Source organism: Streptomyces corynorhini, assembly GCF_003346515.1.
GTDB classification, from domain to species: domain Bacteria; phylum Actinomycetota; class Actinomycetes; order Streptomycetales; family Streptomycetaceae; genus Streptomyces; species Streptomyces corynorhini.
Genome location: NZ_QQNA01000197.1, coordinates 1 through 25,554, shown reverse-complemented (window position 1 = coordinate 25,554; position 25,554 = coordinate 1). Strand labels below are relative to the sequence as shown.

Below are 25,554 nucleotides of genomic sequence, written 5' to 3'. Positions count from 1 at the left end.
GCGTCACTGACGCGCCGCCGAGCGGCGCCACCCACGGCGAAGGCCGCGTTCCCGTCCGGGAACGCGGCCTTCGCGTCGTGTCGAGGAGCCGTTAAACAGGCGTCGCTCACTGGGACTTGATGACGACCGTGGAGCAGACCTTGTCGGCGAACGTCTGCTTCTTCTGGTCCCACAGCGGCCACAGCCAGCCGATGTAGCAGGCGATGTTGTCCAGGAAGTGGGCGAGCGTGCGGACGAACGCCATGCCGCCGCCGATCGGCTGGCCGTCGCTCTCGCGCAGCAGCCGGATCCCCACGACCTTCTTGCCGACCGTCTGACCGGTCGAGCCCTCCTGGATCACCTGCCAGATGAAGATGGCGAGCATGCCGAGCGAGCCGACGATGGTGAGGGCCGGGGCGGCGCCGCCGTCGGAGTTGGCGCCGAAGGCGAACAGGACGTACGGCACCAGATACAGCAGCCCGTCGATGAGCTTGCCGCCGAACCGCAGTCCCCAGTGGGCGAGTTCCGGCATGCCGCTGCCGTGACCGGGCTGCTGCTGCGGGTGGGCGCCGTACGGCTGGCCCGGCTGCTGGGGATATCCGTACCCCTGCTGCGGTACGCCCTGGGGAGCCTGCTGCGGGTAGCCGTAGCCCGGCTGCTGGCCCTGGGGCGAGCCGTATCCGGGCTGCTGCTGACCCGGCTGGCCCTGCTGGCCGTACGGGTTGTTCGGGTCACCGAAACTCATGGGGAATTTCCTCCGTTGGGTGATGCGGGGACGGCGGGACCCGCGTGGAGGAACTTCTCAGGACTGAGCGGTCTGCCCCCCGTTACACCGGCCGCGCGCTGCGCGCTAATCGTGGTATTAACCTCTCATTTTGTCCAGTCGCTTTCCGTAGCTGTTGTGCAAGTGCAACCTGCTCCGCACGGAAACACCGGACGGAAAACCGGGAGGGGAACACCGGAGTGGAACACCGGCTGGGAACACCGGATTGGAACACCGGAGGGGTCATCCGTGAGAATGGGGGTATGAGCGCCCAGATTCTCGATGGCAAGGCCACCGCAGCCGCGATCAAGTCCGATCTGACCGTCCGCGTGGCGGCCCTCAAGGAGCGCGGGATCACTCCCGGCCTCGGCACCCTGCTCGTCGGGGACGACCCGGGCAGCCGCTGGTACGTGAACGGCAAGCACCGCGACTGCGCCCAGGTCGGCATCGCCTCGATCCAGCGCGAACTGCCCGACACCGCCTCCCAGGAGGAGATCGAGGCGGTGGTGGCGGAGCTGAACGCCAACCCCGAGTGCACCGGATACATCGTCCAGCTCCCGCTGCCCAAGGGCATCGACACCAACCGGGTGCTGGGGCTGATGGACCCGGCCAAGGACGCCGACGGGCTGCACCCGATGAGCCTCGGCCGCCTGGTGCTCAACGAGGAGGGACCGCTGCCGTGCACCCCGTACGGCATCATCCAGCTGCTGCGTCACCACGGTGTCGAGATCAACGGCGCGCATGTGGTGGTCGTGGGCCGCGGCATCACCGTCGGCCGGTCGATCCCGCTGCTGCTGACCCGCAAGTCGGAGAACGCGACGGTCACCCAGTGCCACACCGGCACCCGTGACCTGTCGGCGCAGCTCAAGCAGGCCGACATCATCGTGGCGGCGGCCGGGGTGCCGCACATCATCAACCCCGAGGACGTCAAGGAAGGCGCGGCGGTCCTGGATGTCGGGGTCAGCCGGGACGAGAACGGCAAGATCGTCGGCGATGTCCACCCGGGCGTCGCGGACGTGGCCGCCTGGATCTCGCCCAACCCGGGCGGCGTCGGCCCGATGACCCGCGCCCAGCTGCTGGTCAACGTCGTCGAGGCGGCCGAACGCGTCCTCGTCGCGGACGCGGGCTGAGCGCGAGCCGAACCGGAAAGGGGCACCACCTTCATGGGTGCTGGTACGAACGCCGCTGGTACGGGCGCGGACGGCGCGGCGCGGTCGCGGCGGGCGGCGGCGAGGGGCGCCACGGAGCCCGCCGCCGCTCCCGAGGAGGGCGAAGGGAAGCCGGGGACAGGGGACACGGGGGACACGGGGAACGCGGGCGACGCGGGGAACGCGGGGAACGCGGGGAACGCGGGGGGCGCCACGCCTTCGGGATCGTCCACGGAGCCGCCGTCGGCCAGTACCCCGCACACCACCCCGGCGGAGTCGGCCGACCCGCCCGACCCGGCGGATTCAACCGGCCCTTCGGACCCGGCGGACGCGGCGTCGGCCGACGGCGACGCCTCCGAGCCGTCCGAGCCCGGCAGCCGGTTCTCGCTCACCCAGGACACGGCGCGCCCCGAGGGCGGCGGCCGGGCCGCTCCGCGCGACGCCCCCGCACCGGCCCGCCAGTGGCCGCTGCTCAGCGTCCTCGGAACGGTCGGTCTGGGGCTGCTGATCGTGGGACTGCATCCTTTCGCCGAGGCGTTCCGCGTCGGCACGATACTGATCGGTTTCGCGCTGATCGGCGGCGCTGTCCTGCGGCGCGTCATGCCGTCCGTGGGCATGCTGGCGGTGCGTTCGCGCTTCACGGACATGCTGACGTACGGCCTGCTGGGGGTGGCGATCGTGATGCTCTCGCTGATGACCCAGCCGAGGCCGTGGCTGGAGATCCCGTTCCTGGAGGACATCGTCCACTCGACCGTCCCCTAGGGTCTTTCAAGTCCCCCCTGCCCCGCGGCGCCTGGCACGCACGCACGCACGCCGCGTCGCGGTGTTCTGTCCGCCCGCGTGGGAAGGGGCGCGCGACGGCGCGTCGGCACCGATCCGACTGCTTCCATGCGCTGCCGGTGAGGGAACTGACATCCTGACTCGGCGCATCCCTGTGGGTAGTACGCGACGCGGATCGTCCGTGACACGGCCGCCGGGGGGCGCCGTCGCGGGGGGACAGGCGGGGACAAGGGGGAGGTGGAATGCCTCGTTGGAAGGCGCTTCCGGAGGATCTCGATCCGGAAGTCAGTGAGTTCACCGGCCAGTTACGCACGCTGGTCGACCGCAGCGGTCTGAGCATCACCGCCGTGGCGGACAGAACCGGCTACAGCAAGACGTCGTGGGAGCGCTATCTCAACGGCCGGATGCTCGCGCCCAAGGGCGCGATCGTCGCCCTGGCCGACGTCACCGGCACGCATCAGGGGCATCTGACCACGATGTGGGAGCTGGCGGAGCGGGCCTGGAGCCGCTCCGAGATGCGTCATGACATGACGATGGAAGCGATTCGCATCTCGCAGGCCAGGATGGCCCTGGGGAAGCCCGCCCCGGGGCCCGTGGGCGGCGCGGGTTCGGCGGGTACGGGGAGTACGGCGGGTACGGCCCGCCCCGGCGACACAGTGGCCGGAGCCGGAGCCGGAGCCGGAGCCGGAGCCGGAGCCGGAGCCCGAGTGCCGGGCGCCACCCTCGACCTGGGCGCCGTACCGTCGTCCCGGGCCGCCGGGTTCGGCGTCCCGCAGCAGCGGTGGTCAGGCGACCCCGGCGGGTACGCGGGCCCCCGGCAGCCGGAGCCTGACCATGGCTCCCCTGCCGCCCCGGGGCAGGGCCGGTCCCAGCGGCAGCCCCTGAGCCGAGGACAGGGGGCCGCGGACGGACCGGGAGGCGGACGGCGCCGGATGCTGGTCTTCGCCGCGGGCGTCGTCGGCGCGCTGGTGGTCATAGGGACCGCGCTGCTGCTGACCGACATCGGCGGTGACGGCGACGGCGGCAAGGCCGTGGCGCAGTCCCCGTCGGCCTCCCCGTCCGTCTCCGCGTCCCCCGACAAACCCTCCCTGCCGCCCGGAGTGAAGTGCGGCGGCGACGACTGCACGGGCAAGGACCCGGAGGAGATGGGCTGCGGTGGCGAGTTCGCCGAGACCGTCTCCGAGGCCACGGTCGGTACGCGTCTGATCGAGGTCCGCTACAGCAAGACCTGCGGCGCGGCCTGGGCCAGGATCACCCGGGCCGCCGCGGGCGACGAGGTGCGGATCGGCTCCCCGCGGGCCACGGGCGAGGAACAGACCGCGTCGGTCGGGGCGAGCGCGAACGCGTACACGCCGATGGCGGCCGTCCCCGACGCCGCGAGCGCCGAGGCGTGCGCGACGCTCGCGGTGAGCGGCACGGAGGGCTGCACACCGGGCGCGTGAGCCGTCCCACAAGGGGGTGTGGGTGAGGTGCGGCCCGGGTCCGATAGCCTGGCCGCCGGATATCTCTTCACGTCAAGATTCGTCTCGGCGACAGGACCCGTCCCGGCGACGGAGACGGAGAGTGGCGGAGATGTCCCGCACCAAGGGGCAGGGACCCCCGCCACCGCCAGCTGTCTTACGGAGATCGCCATGACCCGCACTCCCGTGAATGTCACCGTCACCGGCGCGGCCGGCCAGATCGGCTACGCGCTCCTCTTCCGCATCGCCTCCGGGCATCTGCTCGGCGCGGATGTGCCGGTCAAGCTGCGTCTCCTGGAGATCCCGCAGGGCCTCAAGGCCGCCCAGGGCACCGCGATGGAGCTGGACGACTGCGCGTTCCCGCTGCTCAGCGGCATCGAGATCACGGACGACCCGAACGTCGCCTTCGACGGCGCGAACGTCGCCCTGCTGGTCGGCGCCCGCCCCCGTACGAAGGGCATGGAGCGCGGCGACCTGCTCGCCGCCAACGGCGGCATCTTCAAGCCGCAGGGCAAGGCCATCAACGACCACGCGGCGGACGACATCAAGGTCCTCGTCGTCGGCAACCCGGCCAACACCAACGCCCTCATCGCCCGCTCCGCCGCTCCCGACGTACCGGCCGAGCGCTTCACCGCGATGACCCGTCTCGACCACAACCGCGCGATCTCGCAGCTCGCCGCGAAGACCGGTGTGGCCGTCTCGGACATCAAGCGCCTGACGATCTGGGGCAACCACTCCGCCACCCAGTACCCGGACATCTTCCACGCGGAGATCGCCGGAAAGAACGCCGCCGAGACCGTCAACGACGAGGCGTGGCTGGCCGACACCTTCATCCCGACCGTCGCCAAGCGCGGCGCGGCGATCATCGAGGCGCGCGGCGCGTCCTCGGCCGCCTCCGCCGCCAACGCGGCCATCGACCACGTCCACACCTGGGTCAACGGCACCGCCGCGGGCGACTGGACCTCGATGGGTATCCCGTCGGACGGTTCGTACGGTGTGCCGGAGGGCCTGATCTCGTCCTTCCCCGTCACCACGAAGGACGGCGCGTACGAGATCGTCCAGGGCCTGGAGATCAACGACTTCTCCCGCACCCGCATCGACGCCTCCGTGCGGGAGCTGTCGGAGGAGCGCGACGCCGTGCGCGAGCTGGGTCTGATCTGACCCCTCCGCGCCCCCTTCCGCCCCACGCGCGCCAAGGCGCCCCCGATTCACTCGTCGGGGGCGTCCTTCCGGTGAAAGGGGGTGCGGTAGCGCCCTCACCGGCCCTACGATGTCGCTTCCGCTGAGGGGTTGACCGACCCCGGAGCGTAGCGGTTCACCCGGGGGCCTGGCGCATTGACCGACATCACCGACACGACCCGTACGACGGGCCCGACCGGCGCGGCTGTGCCCCGGCAGGGCGGGCGTCCGGTGGAGCCCGCCGCGAGCGAGGCGTGCCGGCTGCTGTGCGCCGGTGTGTATCTGGATCCCCGGTTCCGCGACACGGTGCTCGACGAGCTGTACGTCCACGAGGAGCGCTTCGTCGCGCCCTCCGTCGGCTTCGACGCGGCTCGGGTCCTCGCCCACGCCGTGCGGGCCCGCCGGATGGAACTCGGCTGGGCCCTCGGCACGGTGGCCCTGCTGGTCGTCGCGCTGCTGATCACCGGCTGGGCCTTTCTCCTCGTCGCCGTGCCCTCCCTGTTCCTGGCGCTGACCGCTGTCGTGACCGGGCCCAGGGTGATGACGGCCCTGGCGTACGGGGTCGAGTGGATTCTGCTGACCGGCATCGTCGTGCTGCTGGTCGTACGGAGCTTCGCCGACGACCCCGGGCCCTACGCCGGGTCGGAGCAGGGCTCCGAGTTCGGGCCCGGGTCCGGGTCCGGGCCTGGTGGGATGGACGACCCGCTCGACGCGTTCCTGGGGCCGAGCCAGGCCCGGCTGACGCTGCTGATGCTCGCGCTGGTCGCGGTGGGCGTCGGGATCCGGCGCGGCGTGCTGGCCCGGGTGCTGGCCGTCGAACTCTCGACGCACCACTTCCCCTCGGTCGCCTCGGACCCGGCGATCACGACCGCCGGGTCCCGGCTGCGGCGGCTGTCCGGGCGGATCCGCGCCGAGCAGCACGAGCCGCTGGTGATGTACCACTCGGCGAACCCGTTCCTGGGCGTCGGCGTACCGCGGCGCCCCTGGACCCTCGCCGTGGAGCTGCGACCGCAGTCCGGCCGCGAGCCGTCCGCCGTCGGCAACGCGGAGGTGCTGCGGCTGATCCTGCCGCTGCTGGAGGAGCTGCGCGCGTCGGCGGCGCACACGGTACGGGACCGGCTGCGCGAACTCACCGTCGACGAGTGCGTCTTCCTGCCGGCCGACGGGCTCCAGCGGCGTGACGGGGCGCCGTTCCACCCGTCCGGCATCGCCGAGCACCATGCCGACTCCGTCGAGGAGGGCGGCGAGGCCCGGCGGCATTTTCTGCGGATCAAGGTCGGCGGCTGGCAGGAGGAGCTGGTCGTCACCGTCTTCGTCCGCGTGCACACGCAGGGCGGCATGCTGATGCTGGAGGTGGCTCCGCATGTGCTGCGGCCCGTACGGGAGAGGTTCCGCGAGGGGGACGGGCTGGCACACCGGTTCCGGAGCAACTTCTGGTTCGGGAAGCTCGGCTGGGCGCTGCGGCACGCGCCCGCAGCCGTCGGGGAGAGCCTGGTGGCCGTGGTCCGGTATCTCCTGGCCGAGTGGCGGCGGCTGGCCGGCGGGTACGGCGACGCGCTGCCCGAAGGGCCCGCCGTCTCCGTACGGGAACTGGGCTCCGGCGAGGGTGCCTCGCTCTTCCAGGAGATGGACGCGAACCGGTACCTCACGAGCATTCAGGACCGGGTGACGGGCGGAGTGCGGCAGGCCCTGTACGAAGCGGGCTGGCAGACCGCCGAGTTCGAGCAGAAGATCGTCAACGTGTCGGAGGGCGGGGTCTTCATCGACTCCGTACGGGACAGCGCCCTCGCGGTCGGCGACCACAACGAAGTGCGCACCGGCAACACCACCACCAGAGCCAGTACCAGCGACAGCGACAGAGCGGGGGACAGTCATGGCCGGGTCTGACAAGGGACGCGACGTGCGGATCGGTTCGGTGACCGGCGGCGCGGTCGGCATCGGGGACCACAACACGGTCTCCGTCACCAACAACCAGGGCGTGGCGGGCGATCCCGCCCAGGCCGAGCTGCTGGCCGCCGTCCAGACACTCCGGGCGGACCTGGCGCGCTTCGTCGCCAGTGACCGTACGGCCGGCCTCGACGCGGAACTCGTCGCGGCCGAGGAGGAGATCGCCGCGTCCGGCGCGGCGAGCCCCGGCCGGCTCGCCCGGCTGCGGGACGCGCTGGCCGTCGCCGGGACCACCGTCGCCACGCTGGCCTCGGGCGTGGCGGTCGCGGAGAGCGTCACCGCGCTGCTGGGCGGCTGACGCATGGCGGACGACTCGTCGAGGTGGAACGCCGACGCCCAGCGCTGGGAGAGCGCTGCCCCGCCCCTGCCGCACACCCCGCCCCCGCCGGGCGCCCCGCCCGTTCCGTACGCCCCGTTCCGGTTCTCCCGTAACGTCGTCGTCGCGCTCGCCGCCGCCGCCGTGGTGGGGGCGAGCGGGACGACCGCGGCGATCATGCTGGGGCGGGACGGTGACGGCTCGGGCAAGGTCACGGCGTCCCCGACCGAGGAGCGGGCCACGCCCACGGAGCGCGGCCCGACCGGCGCGGAAGGTCCGGCCTCCGGGGGTGGTGAGGGGCCCGCGGGCGACCCGTCGTCCCCCGGCGTCCCCTCCACCTCCCCGTCCGACCCGTCCGACGACGCCAAGCCGTCGGACTCGCCGCCGTCCGGCTACCGGCTGGCCGAGGATCCCCAGGGCTTCACGCTCGCCGTACCCGGGGACTGGGAACGGACCCGGAACAAGAACGGCGTCTTCTACCGGGCCGCCGACGGCCGCAGCCTGCTCCAGATCTTCGCCGTGGGCGACCACGGCCCCACCACGCTGGAGCAGGCCCGCCAGTCGTCGACAGCGATCAAGGGAAACCCCGGCTATCGGGAGGAGCGGATCGGCTCCGTGGACAGCGGCGCGGAGAACCCGTCAGGGGACGCCGTCGAGCTGGTCTACTCGTACGACAACAAAGAGGTCGGCAGTCGGCGGCTGTGCGTCGAGCGCTTCTTCACCGCCACCGACCACCAGCAGTACGCGGTGCTGGCGGCGGCCCCCGCCGGGGACATCTCCGTGCAGCGGACGCTGCTGGACACGGCGCTGGCGCACTTCGAGCCGGGCTGGAACTGAGCGACCCGTACCCCTCCGTTCCGTCGGAACCCTTGTCCCTCCGGTGTTGTGCACCTGCGCCCAAATATAGTACTCCTTATACATGAGCGAGCAGGTGCACAACAGGCTGTCGGTGGTCAGGGCCGAGCGGAAAGTCTCCCGCCAGCAGCTGGCGGCGGCCGTGGGAGTCCACTACCAGACCATCGGCTACATCGAGCGCGGGCAGTACAACCCGAGCCTCGATCTGGCGCTGCGGGTGGCGGAGTTCTTCGGTCTGCCCGTGGAGGCGCTGTTCTCCCTGAAGCCCTTCAGCCCGCTCACCGACGAGGTCTACGGGAGGAAACAGTGATGAGCGCGCGACAGACGGGGGAGCCGACGGCGTACGACCGGCGGATGCTGGCGCTGATGAACAGGGAGGAGGCGCGGCCGTTCCACGCGACGGCCGGGCGCAGGCGCGCGGTGGTCGGCGCGCATCTCGCGCTCAGTGTGCTCGGGGGCGCGGCGCCGTTCGTGGCGGAGGCCACCGGCCGGACCTGGCCCCTCTTCGTACTGCTCGGGCTGCTGGTGCCCTGGTGCCTGGCGACCGGCGTGCTCAACAGCGCCACGCGGGGGCTGCTGGAGCTGCGCGGCCGGGTCCTCGACGAGCGGCAGCGCGCCGAACGGGACCGGGTGCTGGCGCGCGCCCACCGGCTGACCACCCTGGTGCTGCTCGCCGCCGCGCTCGGCGCGGTCGCGGCGGGCGGACTCGGCGGGTTCGACGGCGGCCCGCTCGGTGACGGCCCGCTCGGTGACGGCCCGCTCGGTGACGGCCCGCTCGGCGGCGTACGGGCGGGGTCCCTGCTCCTGCCCGCTCTGGCCGGGGCGCTCCTCGTGCACTGGCTCATGCCGCTGTGGGTGGCCGGGCTGCTGGTACGGGACGAGCCGGCCGACGAGCGCGAGGCATAGCCCGCAGGCCCCGGGTTCCCCGTGCCCGCGTGACTCTGAGCACTTCCGGTCACGTGGCAGGCATGCTTTCGCTCCTTCGGGGCAGGTGCCGGAATCGCCAGTTCTCGCTGGTGGAGAACGTTCCGGTAAGGGAAGGCCATACGCGACGTGTCGGCACAACAGACGATTCATGTGGACGGAAAGTGGCGTGAAGCCGCCACCGGCGCCACACGGGACATCCTCGACCCCGCCGACGCGACCGTGCTCGCCGTCGTGTCCGAGGGCGGGGCCGAGGACGCCGACGCGGCGATCGCCGCGGCCCGCAGGGCGTTCGACGAGGGCCCCTGGCCCCGTACCCCCGTGGCGGAGCGGGCCGCGCTGCTGCGGCGCACCGCCGAGCTGCTGGTCCGCAACCGCGAGAAGGTGGCGCTGCTGGAGAGCCGGGACTCGGGCAAAACCGTGGAGGAGGGCCGGGTCGACGTCGACTGCGTCGCCGACGCCTTCCGCTACTTCGCCGACCTCGTCATGAACGAGAGCGGCGGCCGGGTCGTCGACGCGGGCTCCGACACCGTCCACAGCGTCGTCGTGCACGAGCCCGTCGGGGTCTGCGCGCTGATCACGCCGTGGAACTATCCGCTGCTCCAGGCCAGCTGGAAGATCGCCCCCGCGCTCGCGGCGGGCAACACCTTCGTGATCAAGCCGAGCGAGATCACCCCGCTCTCCACGGTCGACCTCATCGACCTGCTCGCCGAGGCCGGGCTGCCGCCGGGCGTCGCCAACCTCGTCACCGGCGCCGGTGACCCGGTCGGCGCCCGGATGTCCGCGCACCCGGACGTCGACCTGGTCTCCTTCACCGGCGGGCTGGCCAGCGGTACGAAGGTGATGCAGGCCGCCGCGCCCGGCGTGAAGAAGGTCGCCCTCGAACTCGGCGGCAAGAACCCGAACGTCGTCTTCGCCGACGCCTGCGCCACAGAGGAGGGCTTCGACACCGCCGTCGACCAGGCCCTGAACGCGGCCTTCATCCACAGCGGCCAGGTCTGCTCCGCCGGATCGCGCCTGATCATCGAGGAGTCGGTGCGCGAGCGCTTCGTCGCCGAACTCGCCCGCCGCGCCGACCGGATCCGGCTGGGCCGGGGCACCGAGAAGGGCGTGGAGTGCGGCCCGCTCGTCTCCGCCGCCCAGCTCGCCAGAACAGAGGAGTACGTGGCCTCCGCGCTCGCCGAGGGCGCCGTGCTGCGCGTCGGCGGCGGCCGTCCCGACCCGTCCGACGTACGGCCCGAGGGCGGCTACTTCTTCCGGCCGACCGTGCTCGACCAGTGCCATCGCCAGATGCGCGTCGTACGGGAGGAGGTCTTCGGCCCCGTCCTGACCGTCGAGACGTTCCGTACCGAGGACGAGGCCGTCACCCTCGCCAACGACACCGAGTACGGGCTGGCCGGGGGCGTGTGGACCGCCGACCCCGGGCGCGCGCGGCGCGTGGCCGGGCGGCTGCGCCACGGCACCGTGTGGATCAACGACTTCCACCCCTACCTCCCGCAGGCCGAGTGGGGCGGCTTCGGCAAGTCCGGCATCGGCCGCGAGCTGGGACCGGCCGGGCTCGCCGAGTACCGCGAGGCCAAGCACGTCTACCAGAACCTGGAACCGCGCCCGGCCAGGCCGCAATCCGTGACGTACCTCTCCAGCCCGGCACCCTTCAGCAGAGGAGCAGAACACGCATGGCATCCACGGCCGAGAACGGCCCGGAGCACGACGCCGCGTACGACTACGTCGTCGTCGGGGGCGGCACCGCCGGTTCGGTGATCGCCTCCCGGCTCACCGAGAACCCGGACATCAGCGTCGCCGTCATCGAGGGCGGCCCCTCCGACGCCGACCGGCCGGACGTGCTCACCCTGCGCCGCTGGATGGGGCTGCTCGGCGGTGAGCTGGACTACGACTACCCGACCACCGAGCAGCCGCGCGGCAACTCCCACATCCGGCACAGCCGCGCCCGGGTGCTGGGCGGCTGCTCCTCGCACAACACGCTGATCGCGTTCAAGCCGCTGCCGTCCGACTGGGACGAGTGGGCCGCCGCGGGCGCCGAGGGCTGGGACGCCGCCGCGATGGACCCGTACTTCGGGCGGCTGCGCAACAACGTCGTACCGGTCGACGAGCGCGACCGCAACGCCATCGCCCGCGACTTCGTCGACGCCGCGCGGGACGCGCTGGGCGTCCCGCGCGTCGAGGGCTTCAACCGGAAGCCCTTCCACGAGGGCGCGGGCTTCTTCGATCTCGCGTACCACCCGGAGGACAACAAGCGCTCCTCCGCCTCCGTCGCCTACCTCCACCCCTTCCTCGACCGCCCCAACCTCCATCTGCTGCTGGAGACCTGGGCCTACCGGCTGGAGCTGGACGGCACCCGCGCCACCGGCGTACGCGTACGGACGGCGGACGGCGCGGAGCGGCTGGTCGAGGCCCGCCGCGAGGTCCTCGTCTGCGCCGGGGCCGTCGACACACCCCGGCTGCTGCTGCACTCCGGCATCGGCCCCCGCGCCGACCTGGAGAAGCTGGGCATACCCGTCGTCCACGACCTGCCGGGCGTCGGGGAGAACCTGCTCGACCACCCCGAGTCGGTGATCGTCTGGGAGACCGAAGGGCCCATACCGGAGAACTCCGCGATGGACTCCGACGCGGGCCTGTTCGTGCGGCGCGATCCGGCCGCCGAGGGACCCGACCTGATGTTCCACTTCTACCAGATCCCCTTCACCGACAACCCGGAGCGACTGGGGTACGAACGCCCCGAGCACGGCGTGTCCATGACCCCGAACATCCCCAAGCCGCGCAGCCGCGGCCGGCTCTACCTCACGAGCGCCGACCCCGAGGTCAAACCGGCCCTGGACTTCCGCTACTTCACCGACGAGGACGACTACGACGGCCGCACCCTCGTGGACGGCATCCGGATCGCACGGCGGGTCGCGGCGGCCGAGCCGCTGGCACACTGGCTGAAGCGAGAGGTAGCCCCCGGGCCGGAGATCACCTCCGACGAAGAACTGAGCGAGTACGCCCGTAAGTGCGCGCACACCGTCTACCACCCGGCGGGCACCTGCCGGATGGGAGCGGCCACCGACGAACAGGCCGTCGTGGACCCCGAGCTGCGGATCCGGGGGCTCGAAGGCATCCGGATCGCCGACGCCTCCGTCTTCCCGACGATGCCCGCGGTCAACCCCATGATCGGCGTCCTGATGGTCGGGGAGAAGTGCGCGGAACTGCTCACGGGAGCCACCACCGACGAGGAAGGGCTGAACCGATGAGCGACACCACCAGCGGTACGGGCACGACGGACGCCGCGGGCACGGGCACGGCGGGCACGGGCACGGCGGGTACGGATACGGCGGGCACGACGGACGCGGCGGGCACGGGCACGGCGGGCACGGACGCCGCGGGCACGGACGCGGCGGGCACGGGCAGGAGCGCCGCCGTCGCCGACAAGGACCTCACCCCGCCCGGCACCGAGTCCGAGGTCTCGGAGCGGCCACCGGTCTTCTCCGTACGCGACCTGTGGAAGGTCTTCGGCCCCAAGGCCGAGCGCGTCCCCGCCGACCCGGAACTCGCCGCGCTCACCCCCGCCGAACTGCGCGAACGCACCGGCTGCACCGCCGCCGTACGCGATGTCTCCTTCGACGTGCGCAAGGGCGAGGTCTTCGTCGTCATGGGCCTGTCCGGCTCCGGCAAGTCCACGCTGGTGCGCTGTCTGACCCGGCTCATCGAGCCGACCTCCGGCTCGCTCGCCATCGACGGCGAGGACGTCCTGGCGATGGACCGCACCCGGCTGCGCGCGCTGCGCCGCCACCGCGCCGCCATGGTCTTCCAGCACTTCGGCCTGCTGCCGCACCGCTCGGTGCTCGACAACGTCGCGTACGGCCTGGAGATCCAGGGGATGAGCCGCGCCGAACGCCGCGAGAAGGCCGCCGAGGTCGTCGTCAAGGTCGGCCTCGAAGGGCTGGAGGACCGTAAACCCGGCCAGCTCTCCGGCGGGCAGCAGCAGCGCGTCGGACTGGCCCGCGCGCTCGCGGTCGATCCTCAAGTCCTGCTGTTCGACGAGCCGTTCAGCGCGCTGGACCCGCTGATCCGGCGCGAGATGCAGGAGGAGGTCATCCGGTTGCACCACGAGGAGCACCGCACGATGGTCTTCATCACCCACGACCTCAACGAGGCCCTGCGCCTCGGCGACCGCATCGCGCTGATGCGCGACGGCCGCGTCGTCCAGCTCGGTACGCCCGAGGAGATCGTCGGCAGCCCGGCCGACGCGTACGTACGGGACTTCGTCCGTGACGTGCCGCGCGAGCAGGTGATCACGGTGGGCACCGCGATGCGCGATCCCGAACCGGGCGACCACGACTCCGGCCCCGCGCTCGGCCCCTCCGCCACCGTCTCCGAGGCGATCGAGGCCGTCGCGCGCTCGGGCGACCCGGCGGCGCGCGTGATGGACCGGGGCAGGCTGCTCGGGGTGGTGGACCGGGAGGGGCTGCTCGGCGTGGTCGCGGGCACGGCTTCCGGGCCGGACACCGGGACCGCTTCCGGGCCGGACACCGGGACCGCTTCCGGGCCGGACACCGCCTCCGCGTCCGGGGCCGCGTCCGGAGAGGCGGCCGCACTGCGATGACCACCACCACCCCCACCGCCGGATCCCTCGGACGCGGCGGCCCGTCCGCGCTGCTCAGGAACCGTACGGTCACCGGCAAACTGCTCCCGTTCGCCGTCTTCGCGGCCGTCCTCGTACCGCTCGCCCTCACCCGCTGGTCCGGCTCGGCCGTCTGGCCCGACGCGCTCACCGTCGACCTCTCCGGCCCGCTCGGCGGCGCCAGCGACTGGATCATCGACAACCGCGACCACCACCCCCTCTTCCTCTACTTCTTCGGCCACATCAGCAACGCCGTCGTGCTCTCCGTACGCGGCGTCTACCTGCTGCTGCTCGCCGTCGGCTGGGCTGGCGTCACGGCGGCGGCCGGGCTGATCGCCTGGCGCGTCGCGGGCATCCGGCTGGCGCTCACGACCGCCGTCGCCTTCGCCCTGTGCGGCGTGCTCGGCATGTGGGTGCCGACCATGCAGACGCTCGCGCTGATGGTGGTGGCCGTGACCGCGTCCGTGCTGCTCGGCGCGGTGCTCGGACTCGCGGCCGGACTCTCCGACCGGGTCTACCGGATGACGCGTCCGCTGCTCGACACCATGCAGGTGCTGCCCGCGTTCGCCTATCTGCTCCCCGTGGTGCTGATCTTCGGCATCGGCGTCCCCGCCGCCGTCCTGGCGACCGTCGTGTACGCGGCCCCGCCCATGGCCCGGCTCACCGCGCTCGGGCTGCGCGAGGCCGACGGCGGCGTGATGGAGGCCGTCTCGTCGCTCGGCGCGACCGCGTGGCAGCGGCTGCTGACGGCCCGGCTGCCGCTCGCCCGCAAGCAGCTGCTGCTCGGCCTCAACCAGACGATCATGATGGCGCTCTCCATGGCCGTCATCGCCTCCGTCATCGGAGCCGGGGGCCTCGGCGACCGCGTCTACCAGGCGCTGGCCTCCGTCGACGTCGGCGCGGCGCTCGCCGCCGGGCTGCCGATCGTGCTGCTCGCCGTGGTGCTGGACCGTACGACCAACGCGGCGGGCTCCGGCCTCGACCGCACCGACCTGCCCGGCTTCCGTACGGGATGGCGCGGCTGGGCCCTCGTCGCGCTGGGCGTGGCGCTCGTCGCCGTCGCAGGACGCCTCGCGGGCCGGCTGGAATGGCCGTCCGGCGGGACCGTGGCCATCGCCGAACCGGTGAACCGCGTCGTCGACTGGATGACCGACCACCTCTACTCCGGCGTCCCCGTCATCGGCGGCACCGCCGACTGGGCCGGCCACTTCACCACCTGGATCCTCGACCCGCTGCGCGGCGGCCTTCAGGCGCTGCCCTGGTGGGTCCTGCTGCTGATCGTCGCGGCGCTCGCGCTGCTCATCGGCACCTGGCAGACCGCGCTGACCGCCGTGCTCGCCATGGGCGCGATCGGCGTCCTCGGCGTGTGGAAGCCCTCGCTCGACACGCTGTCCCAGGTGCTGGCGGCCGTGGCGGTCACCCTGGTCATCGGCTTCGCCGCCGGGATCGCGGCGGCGCGCAGCTCCCGGGTCGAGGCGCTGCTCAGGCCGGTGCTCGACGTGTTCCAGACGCTGCCGCAGTTCGTCTATCTCATCCCCGTCGTCGCCCTCTTCGGCGTGGGCCGCGCCCCGGCGGTCGCCGCCGCCGTGGTCTACGCGCTGCCCGCCGTCGTCCGCATCACCACCCAGGGGCTGCGCCACGTCGACCCGGCCGCGCTGGAGTCGGCCCGCTCGCTCGGCGCGACCGGCGGCCAGCAGCTGCGCCAGGTCCAACTGCCCCTCGCGGCGCCCGCGCTGCGGCTGGCGCTGAACCAGGGCGTCGTCCTCGTCCTCGCCGTCGTCATCATCGGCGGACTGGTCGGCGGCGGAGCGCTCGGCTACGACGTGGTCTTCGGCCTGGCCCAGGGCGACCTGGCGACCGGCCTGGTCGCGGGGGCCGCGATCGTCTGCCTCGGCCTGATGCTCGACCGTGTGACGCAGCCGACGGAACGACGGAAAGGCGCCTGACGTGCGAATCCACCGAATCCACCGGAAGATCGCCGCCCTCGCCTCGGCGGGCGCGCTCGTCGCCCTCACCGGCTGCGGCGCGGCCGACATGACCAAGCAGGCGTCCCCGTACGCCAACGCGGGCGGCACGAAGACCGTCACCCTCTCCGTACAGTCCTGGGTCGGCGCCCAGGCCAACGTGGCGGTCGCGACGTACCTGCTCGAACACGAACTCGGCTACCACGTCGACACAGTCCAGATCGACGAGGTCCCCGCCTGGGACGCCCTCAGCCAGGGCCGGGTCGACGCCATCCTGGAGGACTGGGGCCACCCCGGCCAGGAGGAGCGGTACGTCAAGGACAAGAAGACGATCACGCCTGCGGGCGGCCTCGGGGTGACGGGCCACATCGGCTGGTTCGTCCCCACGTACTTCGCGAAGCAGCACCCCGACGTCACCGACTGGCGCAACCTCAACAAGTACGCGGACCAGCTCCGCACCCCGGAGAGCGGCGGCAAGGGCCAGCTGCTCGACGGCTCGCCGTCGTACGTCACCAACGACAAGGCGCTGGTGGACAACCTGAAGCTGGACTACCAGGTGGTCTTCTCGGGATCCGAGGCGGCGCAGATCACCCAGATCAAGCAGTTCGCCAAGGACAAGAAGCCCTTCCTCAGCTACTGGTACAAGCCGCAGTGGCTCTTCCAGAAGGTCCCCATGACGGAGGTCAAGCTCCCCGCCTACAAGGAGGGCTGCGACGCCGACGCGCAGAAGGTCGCCTGCGCCTACCCGCACACCCCGCTCCAGAAGTTCATGAACGCCGACTTCGCCCGCGACGGCGGCGACGCGGCGACGCTGCTGAAGAACTTCGCCTGGACGACGGAGCAGCAGGACGAGGTGGCGATGATGATCGCGGACCGGAAGATGTCCCCGGAGGCGGCGGCGGAGAAGTGGGTCGAGGCGAACGGGCCGACGTGGCGGAAGTGGCTGCCGAAGAAGTAGGGGCAGGGCCGGATCGTCGGTAGGTGCCAGGCGGGCGTCCGGGGGCAGCCGTTCGCCCGCCACTCGTATACTGATTTCTGTATAGTCCTGGGTCGTGAGCAAGGTCTGGCAGATCGAGATCGAGCCGGAGGTCCGGCAATGACTGGAATTACTTCCGGACGCGCATTACGACAAGGTCGAGCGTGCGGCGGAGATGCTTGCGGCGGAACCGACGACTCTGGCGGAGCCGTACTCCCGCCACCTCGGTGGCAAGGTGCGCGAGCTGCGCTTCGGCATGGACGGCCATGCGGTCCGTATCACGTACTGGCTCGCCGCCGACCGGCGCATTGTGCTGCTGACCGTGTTCCGTAAGTCCAAGCAGCGCGAGATCGCAGAGGTCGAGCGTGCTCAACTGGCGCAGAAACTCTGCGAGACGGAGCACGGGCCCGCACAGCACGACTATGAGCGACTCAAGTGAGGAGATGCGGTGAACCACTCCCAATGGACAACCCGTCGGACCAGAAAGCTGCTGGGCGAGACGGTTGACGAGTCGCCGGCCTACATCGAGGCCGGACATGCCTTCGCGCTCGGCCAGGCCGTTTACGACCGGCGTTCGGTACTCGGCCTTTCCCAGGTGAAGTTGGCACAGCGCGCCGATATGACCCAGTCGCAGATCTCCCGCATCGAAGCGGGGGATTCCGTGCCGACTCTGCCGCTGCTCACCCGCCTTGCCAAGGCTCTGGACGCTTCTCTGACCATCGATCTGGACGACGCCACCTCGACCTTCGTCTTTACCGCACACGGCACGGAGCCGCCCCCCGAGACAGGCTTGGACGGGCGTTCGTCGGCTGCTTGAGTACGGGACGGTGGCGACGACCCGGTGACGCGCGGCGTCAGTGTGCGAACTGCCCCGGCGTGTAGGCGCCCGGCACCATCCGGGTCGTCACCGCGAAGCGGTTCCACGCGTTGATCACCGTGATCGCGGCGATCAGCCGGGTCAGCTCCGTCTCGTCGAAGACCTTCGCGGCACGCTCGAACACCTCGTCCGGCACGAAGCCGTCCGTGAGGACGGTGACCGCCTCCGTCAGCTCGATCGCCGCGACCTCCTCGCGCGTGTAGAAGTGCCGGGACTCCTCCCAGGCGCTCAGCTGCACGATCCGCTGCACCGTCTCGCCCGCCGCCAGGGCGTCCTTCGTGTGCATGTCGAGGCAGTACGCGCAGTGGTTGAGCTGCGAGGCACGGATCTTGACCAGTTCGAGCAGCGTCGGATCGAGGCCCTCGCGGGCCGCCCGGTCGAGCTGGAACATCGCCTTGTAGACCGTGGGGGCGGACTTCGCCCAGTCCAGGCGGGGGGTGTGGGGGGCCATGTATGTGTGTGTCATACCTACGAACGTACCCAGTCAATGGCACAGAGGTATGGTCCATTTCCATGACGGGATCCTGGGCCAATACCCGCGTCGGCGAGGTCGACCTGCACCTCGATCCGGCGGCCTCCGGGCTGCGCGGCTCCGGGCTGCGCGGCTCCGGGCTGCGCGCCGGGCTCATGGCCGCGCTGCGCGAGGCCGTACGGAGCGGGCGGCTCGCGCCCGGGACCCGGCTGCCGTCCTCCCGTACGCTCGCCGCCGATCTGGGCGTCGCCCGCAACACCGTGGCGACCGCCTACTCCGAACTCGTCGCCGAGGGCTGGCTCACCGCCCGCCAGGGGTCGGGGACGCGGGTCGCCGCGCGGGCCGAGCCCCGGCGGGCCGCGCCCGCGAGCGCCGCCGCGCCCGGTCCGCGCGGGCGGCCCTCGTACAGCCTGCTGCCGGGCTCCCCCGACCTCGCCTCCTTCCCCCGCCAGGAGTGGATCAGGGCCGCCCGCCGCGCGCTGACCGCCGCACCGAACGACGCCTTCGGGTACGGGTACGACGAGTCGCGCGGCCGGATCGAGCTGCGCACCGCGCTCGCGGGCTATCTGGCGCGGGCGCGCGGGGTGCACGCCGCGCCCGAGCGGATCGTGGTCTGCTCGGGCTTCGTCCACGGGCTGGCCCTGCTGGGGAAGGTGCTCGGAGCGCGCCGGGTGCGGGAGGTGGCCGTCGACGCGTACGGGCTGCCCGTGCACCGCGCGCTGCTCGCCGAGGCGGGACTGCGCACGCCCGCGCTCGGGGTGGACGCGCGCGGCACCCGTACCGACGAGCTGGCGGGGCCGGGCGGTACGGGGGGTGCGGGCGGTACAGGCGGTACAGGCGGTACAGGGGGTATGGGCGGTACGGGGCGGCGCGGTGGCGTGGGAGCCGTACTGCTCACCCCCGCCCACCAGTTCCCCCTCGGCGGGGCCCTGCACGCCGAACGCCGGGCGGCGGCCGTCGACTGGGCGCGCGCCACGGACGGGCTGATCCTGGAGGACGACTACGACGGGGAGTTCCGGTACGACCGGCAGCCCGTGGGCGCTGTGCAGGGACTCGACCCCGAGCGGGTGGTGTACCTGGGCACGGCGAGCAAGTCGCTGGCGCCCGGTCTGCGGCTCGCCTGGATGGTGCTGCCGGAGCGGCTGGTGGAGGAGGTGGCGGCGGCGAAGGGCGCGGTGGACCGGGTGTCGAGCACGCCGGACCAGCTGACGCTGGCGGAGTTCATCGCCTCGGGCGCCTACGACCGGCAGGTCCGCGCCGCGCGCGGGCGCTACCGGCGCCGCCGCGACCAGCTGGCCGCCGCCCTCGCGGACGCGGCCCCCGAAGTGCGCGTCACCGGCATCGCGGCCGGACTGCACGCGGTCGTCCGGCTGCCGCCCGGCACGGAGCGCCCGACGCTCGCCGCGGCCCGGGACCGGGGGCTGGCGCTGGAGGGCCTGTCCTTCTTCCGCCACCCGGCGGCGCCGCCCGGCCCCGACGCGCTGGTGGTGGGGTACGGGACGCCGTCCGACAGCGCGTGGGCGGGCGCGCTGGAGGCGCTGTGCCGGGTGCTGCCCACGTGACAGCGGGGGTGCGTCCGTTCTAGGCTCGGGAGTACGGCATCGCGTGCCGGTCACCGTTCGGGTGAGGCATGGAGGTGCCCGTGAGACTGCCTTACGGAGGCAATCCACCGTGTCCGTTCAGCTGAATCACACCATCGTCCACTCCCGGGACAAGCACCGATCCGCGGCCTTCCTCGCGCACATCATGGATCTCGAAGTCGGCCAGGAGACGGGGCCGTTCGTCCCCGTCGTGGTGAGCAACGGCGTCACCCTCGACTACGCGACCGTCCCGGCGGAGTCGATCAGCACGCAGCACTACGCCTTCCTGGTCACCGAGGCGGAGTTCGACGGGATCTTCCGGCGGATCCAGCAGGCCGGGCTCGACTTCTGGGCCGATCCGCACCAGAAGCGCCCCGGCGAGATCAACCACCACGACGGCGGGCGCGGGGTCTACTTCCTCGACCCGTCCGGTCACGCGCTGGAAGCGATCACCCGCCCATACGGCGGAAGCTGAGGGCCCCGGCCGCAGCCCATAGCGGGCGGAGTCCGCCGGGGGCCGCCAGGGCGCCCCGTAACGGCGTATCCGTTCCGGGGCAGCACAGGGCCTTCGACGGGGGCCGGACCGGGCCGGCGAGCGCCCCGAGATCAGTGCTCACGCGGCTGGGCGGGGATACGGGTGGCCACGTCGCGCCGCCACCAAAGGCCCCGGCAGGCCGGTGGCGAGAGTGCGAAGAATGCCCCGCACCGCGCGCACCAAGGCAACCCGTTCTCCGGATCCGTAGGACACTCGGCAGCGCAGCGGGGGCACGTCTTCCTCACGGGACCTGCTTTCAGGCGCTCAGGTCGAACTCTCCGGCCTTCACGGCGTCCGCGAGCGCCGTCCACTGGCCCGCCGTCATGGTCACGATGGTGTCGGGTCGCTCGCTGTCCCGCAACGCCACCACGCCAGGAACGTTCATGGCCACCTGCGGGCAATTGCCCACTTTCTTGTCACGGCACGCTGCCGCTGTGCGAAATTCGAATGCGGGGATAGCGGTCATGGTGGGTGTCCCTTCGCCGTACGTACGGGGAGACGGTCCCCGCGCCGTTGTACGGCCCGCTCATGTTCTGCCATCGCGTCGTCCGTACGGCCACCACGTTAGGAACGCCGGGATCTCAATGCCTAGTCAGTTCTACGTGGTTGCACGCGAGTCTTCAGCGCAGCGCGTCGATGGCGGACGTGACCAGTCCGCGCGCTTCGGTTCCGTACACCGCTATTTCCCGCAGCTTCGCGAACGCTCTGAGATACAGAGCGATCTCGCTGGGGGCAGAGATGGTGACCTGAGCTGACAGCAGCTCTACATGAACCCGCTGATCATCGAAGACGTTGAACGCTTCCAGGGTCCATAGGTCCCGCTCCCGCGCTGCGAAGGGGATCACTCCCAGGGACACGGCCGGCAGCGACATGACCGACAGGAGGTGGCCGAGCTGACTGGTCATGGCCTCGGGGGTTCCGAGCTGGTAGCGCAGGACGGACTCTTCCAGCACCAGCGTGAACCGGTGACCCCCGTTGTGCAGAACGCGGGAACGCGCCATGCGAGCGGCGACGGCTTCGACGACATCGCCGGAGGCGTCATGAAACCGGCCGATGGCCGACAGCAGCGCGGAGGCGTAGGCAGGTGTCTGGAACAGTCCCGGCACGACATGTGAGGCATAGCTCCGGAACAGCCGTGTGCGCTCGTACAACGGCATGCGGGACTCCTGGAGGCGGCGCAGTCCCGTGCGCTGCAGCCGACGCCATTCGACATAGGCGGAGTCAGCCGTGCGTGACGCGGCAATGAGGTCGGCAGTGTGGTTGTCCGTGCCGCACGCCGCACACCATGCCCTGATGTCGTCGTCGGACGGCGGCGTGATCGCGTTCTCAAGGCGTGACACCTTGGACTTGTGCCACCCACAGCGAGCAGCCAGCTCATGCCCTTTCAACCCGGCTTCCAGGCGCAGTTCACGTAGTCTGGCCGCGATGGCCTTACGGGCTGTTCCTGCGCCGGATGACGGGTATGTGGGCATGAGCTGGCCGGTGATCCTCGGGGGTCAGATCGTGAACTCCGCGTGTGGCGTGGCGAGTTCCCATACAGATTCGAACGCCGTGCCGCATGCCTTGATCACTGCCGGGTCGTCGCACAGTTCGTGACCCGCGGACGCGCCGTCGCCGGTGAAGTGGCCGAAACGGATCAGCCGGTCATCGAGCAGCCACAGATCGTTTCCGGGAAGCGCGAGGCCCGAGGCGAGCCGACGGGGCAGCCAGCCGACCAACTCGCCTGCCGCGACGTTGAGATATGTTCCCGCGTGCTCGTAGCGAATGTACTCGCTGACTGGTGTGGACACGATTCGGGCACGGCGCATGACCACGCCACGGTCTACCGTCCTGCGGACGAGATCCAACCAGGGACGGCGGCGTTCGACAGACTCGGGAGTGATGGTGCCGCGCGCTCTCCACTCCGAGATGTCATCAGCTTCGGAAGCGACGCCGTACGCGTCTCGCATCTCCAGGTGGACGGCAGAGCTGTGGCAGTCCGCGACCAACTCAGAGAATGCCGGCACGTTGCTCTGCGGCATCGCATGCCTTCCTGATCAGTGGCACCATCCGTGCCGGAATCCGGATCACCGCTTCGGTGTCGGGGATGTGTCCGACCGTCAGGCATTCCGCTTCGGTCTGCTCGTCAGCCTTGCATCCTTGGAACACCATGTCCGCGGTTCTGCCGTCGACCCATACCGTCGGGCAGTCGTCGCCGTTCGTGTTGGGGTCCTTGCCGAAAAAGAGTAGAGACATGGTGCCGCCCCCCGCTGGCTGGTCACAGACCGTCGCATCACGGTCGCTCAGGTGAATGAGGGGTGTCAAGAACGCGGTTCCGGCCGGTTGCCCGGATCCTGGCCAGGCAGTCCAGGCAGTCCAGGCCGCCCCGTAACGGCGTATCCGTCACGTGGCGTCCGCCGCCGCCTCCGCCACCGGCGGCTCGCCGAACCTGGCCAGTGTCAGCGCCCCCGCCACCGCCACCGCGAACCCCGCCACCGCCAGCCACTCCAGCCCGCCCCGGGTACGGTCGCCCAGCCAGACCACGCCCACCAGCGCCGGGCCGATCGTCTCGCCGAGGACCATGCCCGCCGTGGCCGTCGTCACCGAACCGCGCTGCAACGCCGACGTCAGCAGCAGGAACGCCGCCCCGCCGCCCAGCAGCAGCGCGTAGAGCGCCGGGTTGGCGGGGTCGGCCGAGTCGATGAGCCGGACCGAGACCTCCACCACCCCGAACCCGAACCCCGCGCCCAGCCCCAGCACCAGCGCGCGCGGCCGGTCCGGCAGCCGTCCGGCGACCGTGCCCAGCAGCAGTACGGCGCCCGCGACGGCCAGCATCGCCCAGCGCAGCGCGGCCGTCCCGCCGGAGCCGCCCTCGGTTCCCGAGGCCAGCCCCAGCATCGCGAGCCCCCCGCAGACCACCGCGACGGCGCCCCACTCGGCCCGGCTCAGCCGCACCCGCAGCACCCGCGACGCCACCACCGCCGTCACGGCGAGACTGGCCGCGAGCGCCGCGCCCACCGCGTAGATCGGCAGCACGCGCAGCGCCACGATCTGCAGGGCGAACCCGGCACCGTCCAGGGCGAGCCCCACCACGTACCGCCACTGCCGCACCGCCCGCACGAGCAGCGCGGGATCCACCCCCGACCCGGTCCCGGGCTCGGCCGTGCGGGCGGCCACGGCCTGGAGGACGGAGGCGGTGCCGTAGCAGACGGCGGCACCCAGCGCGCAGATCATCCCAAGAAGCACAAAGAGGGACTCTACTGCCGCGACTGGCCATGTATTCCCGCATTCCCGACGGAGCGGAGCCTGTCGGCCCCGACGGAGCAGAGCCTGTCGGACGGAGCAGAGCCTGCCGGGAGGGGTACGGGGCTCCGCGCGGCCCTTGGCGCCGGTCTTCGTCGCCGTCCGGCTCCCCAGCCGTTGCGTCGCAGAGCTGTCGGCCGCACCTGAGACAATGGTGGACATGGCATCCGACAGCCCTCGCGCCCTCTCCGGGATCCAGCCCACCGCAGGCTCGTTCCACCTCGGCAACTACCTCGGCGCGGTGCGCCAGTACGTGGCGCTGCAAGACACCCACGACGCCTTCTACGTGGTCGTCGACCTGCACGCGATCACCGTTCCGCAGGACCCCGCCGAGCTGCGCGCCAACACCCGGCTCGCGGTCGCCCAGCTGCTCGCCGCCGGGCTCGACCCGCAACGCTGCACGCTGTTCGTGCAGAGCCATGTGCCCGAGCACGCGCAGCTCGGCTGGGTGATGAACTGCATCGCGGGCTTCGGCGAGGCGTCCCGGATGACCCAGTTCAAGGACAAGTCGGCCAAGCAGGGCACCGACCGCGCCACGGTCGGCCTCTTCACGTACCCGATCCTCCAGGTCGCGGACATCCTGCTCTACCAGGCCGACGCCGTCCCGGTCGGCGAGGACCAGCGCCAGCACATCGAGCTGACCCGCGACCTCGCCGAGCGTTTCAACGGCCGCTTCGGGCAGACGTTCACGATGCCGCGACCGCACATCGTCAAGGAGGTCGCGAAGATCTACGACCTCCAGGACCCGACGGTCAAGATGAGCAAGTCGGCGTCCACGCCCAAGGGCCTGATCAACCTCCTCGACGAGCCGAAGGCCACCGCGAAGAAGATCAAGAGCGCGGTCACGGACACCGGTACGGAGATCAGGTTCGACGCCGCGGGAAAGCCCGGCGTCTCCAATCTGCTCACCATCCTCTCCACCCTCTCGGGGACGTCCGTCGCCGATCTGGAGCGTGGCTACGAGGGCAAGGGCTACGGTGCCCTGAAGACGGACCTGGCCGAGGTCATGGTCGACTTCGTCACTCCGTTCCGGGCGCGTACCCAGCAGTATCTGGACGATCCCGAGACGTTGGACGCACTCTTGGCCGAGGGCGCGGAGAAGGCCCGTGCCGTCGCCGCCGAGACGCTCGCCCAGACCTACGACCGGGTGGGCTTCCTGCCCGCCAAGCACTGAGAGATCCGTCCGCCAGGCCGCCCGGCCGGCCACGCACGACGACTGACCGGCCACGCACGACGACTGAGGAGCACGATGTGGGGACCGTAACGCTCGGCGTTTCGATCGCGGTCCCGGAGCCGTACGGCAGCCTGATCCAGGAGCGGCGTGCGGGCTTCGGCGATCCCGCCGCACGCAGCATCCCCACCCATGTCACGCTGCTGCCGCCCACGGAGGTCGACGCGTCGGCGCTGCCCGCGATCGAGGCGCACCTGGCCGAGGTCGCGTCGGCCGGGCGGCCCTTCCCGATGCGCCTCTCCGGCACCGGTACGTTCCGCCCGCTCTCGCCGGTGGTCTTCATCCAGGTCGTGGAGGGCGCGTCGGCCTGCATGTGGCTCCAGCGGCGGGTCAGGGACTCGTCGGGGCCGCTCGTGCGTGAGCTGCAGTTCCCGTACCACCCGCATGTGACCGTCGCGCACGGCATCGCCGAGGAGGCGATGGACCGGGCGTACGAGGAGCTGTCGGAGTACGGCGCGGCCTGGAGCTGCGCCTCCTTCGCGCTCTACGAGCAGGGCGCGGACGGCGTGTGGCGCAAGCTGCACGAGTACGCGTTCGGCGGTGGCGGGGAGACCTCGTCGGTGCCCTCCCAGAGCACCCCGGCCGACCGGGACCGGCCCGCCCTGCGCCCGTAGCCCGCGCCGCGCCGCGCCGCCCCGTCCCGCGCCGCCCCGTCCCGCGCCGCCCCG

The 25,554-nt window shown here is 71.7% G+C and carries 26 protein-coding genes and 1 pseudogene; 20 read left to right on the top strand and 7 right to left on the bottom strand.

What is annotated here, in order from left to right:
* Nucleotides 1-106: 106 nt before the first annotated feature.
* Nucleotides 107-724, bottom strand: coding sequence for an RDD family protein (locus DVH02_RS23400; RefSeq protein ID WP_114625792.1), 618 nt, complete (start codon nt 722-724; stop codon nt 107-109).
* A 281-nt stretch (nt 725-1,005) separates the two neighbouring features.
* Here DVH02_RS23400 and DVH02_RS23395 point away from each other — a divergent pair, with 281 nt between their 5' ends.
* From DVH02_RS23395 to DVH02_RS23320, 16 genes and pseudogenes are all read left to right on the top strand, one after another.
* Nucleotides 1,006-1,872: a bifunctional methylenetetrahydrofolate dehydrogenase/methenyltetrahydrofolate cyclohydrolase gene (locus DVH02_RS23395; protein WP_114625791.1), complete on the top strand. Its 867-nt coding sequence runs from the start codon at nt 1,006-1,008 to the stop codon at nt 1,870-1,872.
* Nucleotides 1,873-1,905: 33 nt separating this feature from the next.
* Nucleotides 1,906-2,652 (top strand): DUF3017 domain-containing protein, encoded by a 747-nt coding sequence (locus DVH02_RS23390; RefSeq protein ID WP_114625790.1) that lies wholly within the window; start codon nt 1,906-1,908, stop codon nt 2,650-2,652.
* Nucleotides 2,653-2,912: 260 nt separating this feature from the next.
* Nucleotides 2,913-4,112 (top strand): XRE family transcriptional regulator, encoded by a 1,200-nt coding sequence (locus DVH02_RS23385; protein WP_114625789.1) that lies wholly within the window; start codon nt 2,913-2,915, stop codon nt 4,110-4,112.
* A gap of 189 nt (nt 4,113-4,301) precedes the next feature.
* A complete protein-coding gene (locus DVH02_RS23380; protein ID WP_114625788.1) occupies nt 4,302-5,291 on the top strand; it encodes a malate dehydrogenase in 990 nt (329 codons plus the stop codon).
* A gap of 174 nt (nt 5,292-5,465) precedes the next feature.
* Nucleotides 5,466-7,196, top strand: coding sequence for a hypothetical protein (locus tag DVH02_RS23375; RefSeq protein WP_233518416.1), 1,731 nt, complete (start codon nt 5,466-5,468; stop codon nt 7,194-7,196).
* Nucleotides 7,183-7,554 carry a hypothetical protein gene (locus tag DVH02_RS23370; RefSeq protein WP_114625787.1) on the top strand — a complete coding sequence of 124 codons (372 nt, stop codon included), beginning with the start codon at nt 7,183-7,185 and terminating at the stop codon, nt 7,552-7,554. Before DVH02_RS23375 ends, DVH02_RS23370 begins: the two co-directional genes overlap by 14 nt.
* A 3-nt stretch (nt 7,555-7,557) precedes the next feature.
* Nucleotides 7,558-8,409 carry a hypothetical protein gene (locus DVH02_RS23365; RefSeq protein WP_114625786.1) on the top strand — a complete coding sequence of 284 codons (852 nt, stop codon included), beginning with the start codon at nt 7,558-7,560 and terminating at the stop codon, nt 8,407-8,409.
* 82 nt (nt 8,410-8,491) lie between these two features.
* Nucleotides 8,492-8,737, top strand: coding sequence for a helix-turn-helix transcriptional regulator (locus DVH02_RS23360; protein WP_114625785.1), 246 nt, complete (start codon nt 8,492-8,494; stop codon nt 8,735-8,737).
* A complete protein-coding gene (locus tag DVH02_RS23355; RefSeq protein WP_114625784.1) occupies nt 8,737-9,333 on the top strand; it encodes a hypothetical protein in 597 nt (198 codons plus the stop codon). Before DVH02_RS23360 ends, DVH02_RS23355 begins: the two co-directional genes overlap by 1 nt.
* 147 nt (nt 9,334-9,480) lie before the next feature.
* A pseudogene (locus tag DVH02_RS23350) lies at nt 9,481-10,968 on the top strand (aldehyde dehydrogenase family protein); the annotation flags it as partial.
* A gap of 59 nt (nt 10,969-11,027) precedes the next feature.
* Nucleotides 11,028-12,599, top strand: a complete 1,572-nt coding sequence (locus tag DVH02_RS23345; RefSeq protein ID WP_114625782.1) for a GMC family oxidoreductase — start codon at nt 11,028-11,030, stop codon at nt 12,597-12,599.
* Complete coding sequence (locus tag DVH02_RS23340) at nt 12,596-13,951, top strand: quaternary amine ABC transporter ATP-binding protein (RefSeq protein ID WP_233518415.1); 1,356 nt, start codon at nt 12,596-12,598, stop codon at nt 13,949-13,951. The genes DVH02_RS23345 and DVH02_RS23340 overlap by 4 nt, the downstream gene beginning before the upstream one ends.
* A complete protein-coding gene (locus DVH02_RS23335; protein WP_114625781.1) occupies nt 13,948-15,915 on the top strand; it encodes an ABC transporter permease subunit in 1,968 nt (655 codons plus the stop codon). The genes DVH02_RS23340 and DVH02_RS23335 overlap by 4 nt, the downstream gene beginning before the upstream one ends.
* An 88-nt stretch (nt 15,916-16,003) precedes the next feature.
* Nucleotides 16,004-16,891 (top strand): ABC transporter substrate-binding protein, encoded by an 888-nt coding sequence (locus DVH02_RS23330; protein WP_114625805.1) that lies wholly within the window; start codon nt 16,004-16,006, stop codon nt 16,889-16,891.
* Nucleotides 16,892-17,033: 142 nt separating this feature from the next.
* On the top strand, nt 17,034-17,348 hold the full coding sequence (locus tag DVH02_RS23325) for a type II toxin-antitoxin system RelE/ParE family toxin (RefSeq protein WP_233518417.1): 315 nt from the start codon (nt 17,034-17,036) through the stop codon (nt 17,346-17,348).
* Nucleotides 17,349-17,357: 9 nt separating this feature from the next.
* The gene (locus DVH02_RS23320) at nt 17,358-17,726 is read left to right on the top strand and encodes a helix-turn-helix domain-containing protein (protein ID WP_114625780.1); all 369 of its coding nucleotides are present in this window, start codon (nt 17,358-17,360) and stop codon (nt 17,724-17,726) included.
* A gap of 37 nt (nt 17,727-17,763) precedes the next feature.
* On the opposite strand, the gene DVH02_RS23315 is transcribed toward DVH02_RS23320, so the two are convergent.
* Nucleotides 17,764-18,252, bottom strand: coding sequence for a carboxymuconolactone decarboxylase family protein (locus DVH02_RS23315; RefSeq protein WP_114625779.1), 489 nt, complete (start codon nt 18,250-18,252; stop codon nt 17,764-17,766).
* A gap of 47 nt (nt 18,253-18,299) precedes the next feature.
* Between DVH02_RS23315 and pdxR the strand changes: the two genes are divergently transcribed.
* Together pdxR and DVH02_RS23305 are read left to right on the top strand one after the other, a co-directional pair.
* On the top strand, nt 18,300-19,820 hold the full coding sequence (gene pdxR / locus DVH02_RS23310; protein ID WP_114625778.1) for a MocR-like pyridoxine biosynthesis transcription factor PdxR: 1,521 nt from the start codon (nt 18,300-18,302) through the stop codon (nt 19,818-19,820).
* Between the two features lie 109 nt (nt 19,821-19,929).
* On the top strand, nt 19,930-20,313 hold the full coding sequence (locus DVH02_RS23305; protein WP_114625777.1) for a VOC family protein: 384 nt from the start codon (nt 19,930-19,932) through the stop codon (nt 20,311-20,313).
* A gap of 316 nt (nt 20,314-20,629) precedes the next feature.
* Here the strand turns inward: DVH02_RS23305 and DVH02_RS23300 are convergent, their stop codons facing one another.
* The 5 genes from DVH02_RS23300 to DVH02_RS23280 form a co-directional block, all read right to left on the bottom strand.
* Nucleotides 20,630-20,839, bottom strand: a complete 210-nt coding sequence (locus DVH02_RS23300; RefSeq protein WP_114625776.1) for a DUF397 domain-containing protein — start codon at nt 20,837-20,839, stop codon at nt 20,630-20,632.
* 154 nt (nt 20,840-20,993) lie between these two features.
* Nucleotides 20,994-21,845: a helix-turn-helix domain-containing protein gene (locus DVH02_RS23295; protein ID WP_114625775.1), complete on the bottom strand. Its 852-nt coding sequence runs from the start codon at nt 21,843-21,845 to the stop codon at nt 20,994-20,996.
* Between the two features lie 24 nt (nt 21,846-21,869).
* A complete protein-coding gene (locus DVH02_RS23290; protein ID WP_114625774.1) occupies nt 21,870-22,394 on the bottom strand; it encodes a DUF6879 family protein in 525 nt (174 codons plus the stop codon).
* Nucleotides 22,363-22,608, bottom strand: coding sequence for a hypothetical protein (locus tag DVH02_RS23285; protein WP_114625804.1), 246 nt, complete (start codon nt 22,606-22,608; stop codon nt 22,363-22,365). Before DVH02_RS23285 ends, DVH02_RS23290 begins: the two co-directional genes overlap by 32 nt.
* Before the next feature lie 147 nt (nt 22,609-22,755).
* Nucleotides 22,756-23,586: a DMT family protein gene (locus DVH02_RS23280; protein ID WP_114625773.1), complete on the bottom strand. Its 831-nt coding sequence runs from the start codon at nt 23,584-23,586 to the stop codon at nt 22,756-22,758.
* A 229-nt stretch (nt 23,587-23,815) separates the two neighbouring features.
* Here DVH02_RS23280 and trpS point away from each other — a divergent pair, with 229 nt between their 5' ends.
* Together trpS and DVH02_RS23270 are read left to right on the top strand one after the other, a co-directional pair.
* On the top strand, nt 23,816-24,829 hold the full coding sequence (trpS, locus tag DVH02_RS23275; RefSeq protein ID WP_114625803.1) for a tryptophan--tRNA ligase: 1,014 nt from the start codon (nt 23,816-23,818) through the stop codon (nt 24,827-24,829).
* A 77-nt stretch (nt 24,830-24,906) separates the two neighbouring features.
* A complete protein-coding gene (locus tag DVH02_RS23270; protein ID WP_114625772.1) occupies nt 24,907-25,500 on the top strand; it encodes a 2'-5' RNA ligase family protein in 594 nt (197 codons plus the stop codon).
* The last annotated feature ends 54 nt before the right edge of the window (nt 25,501-25,554 follow it).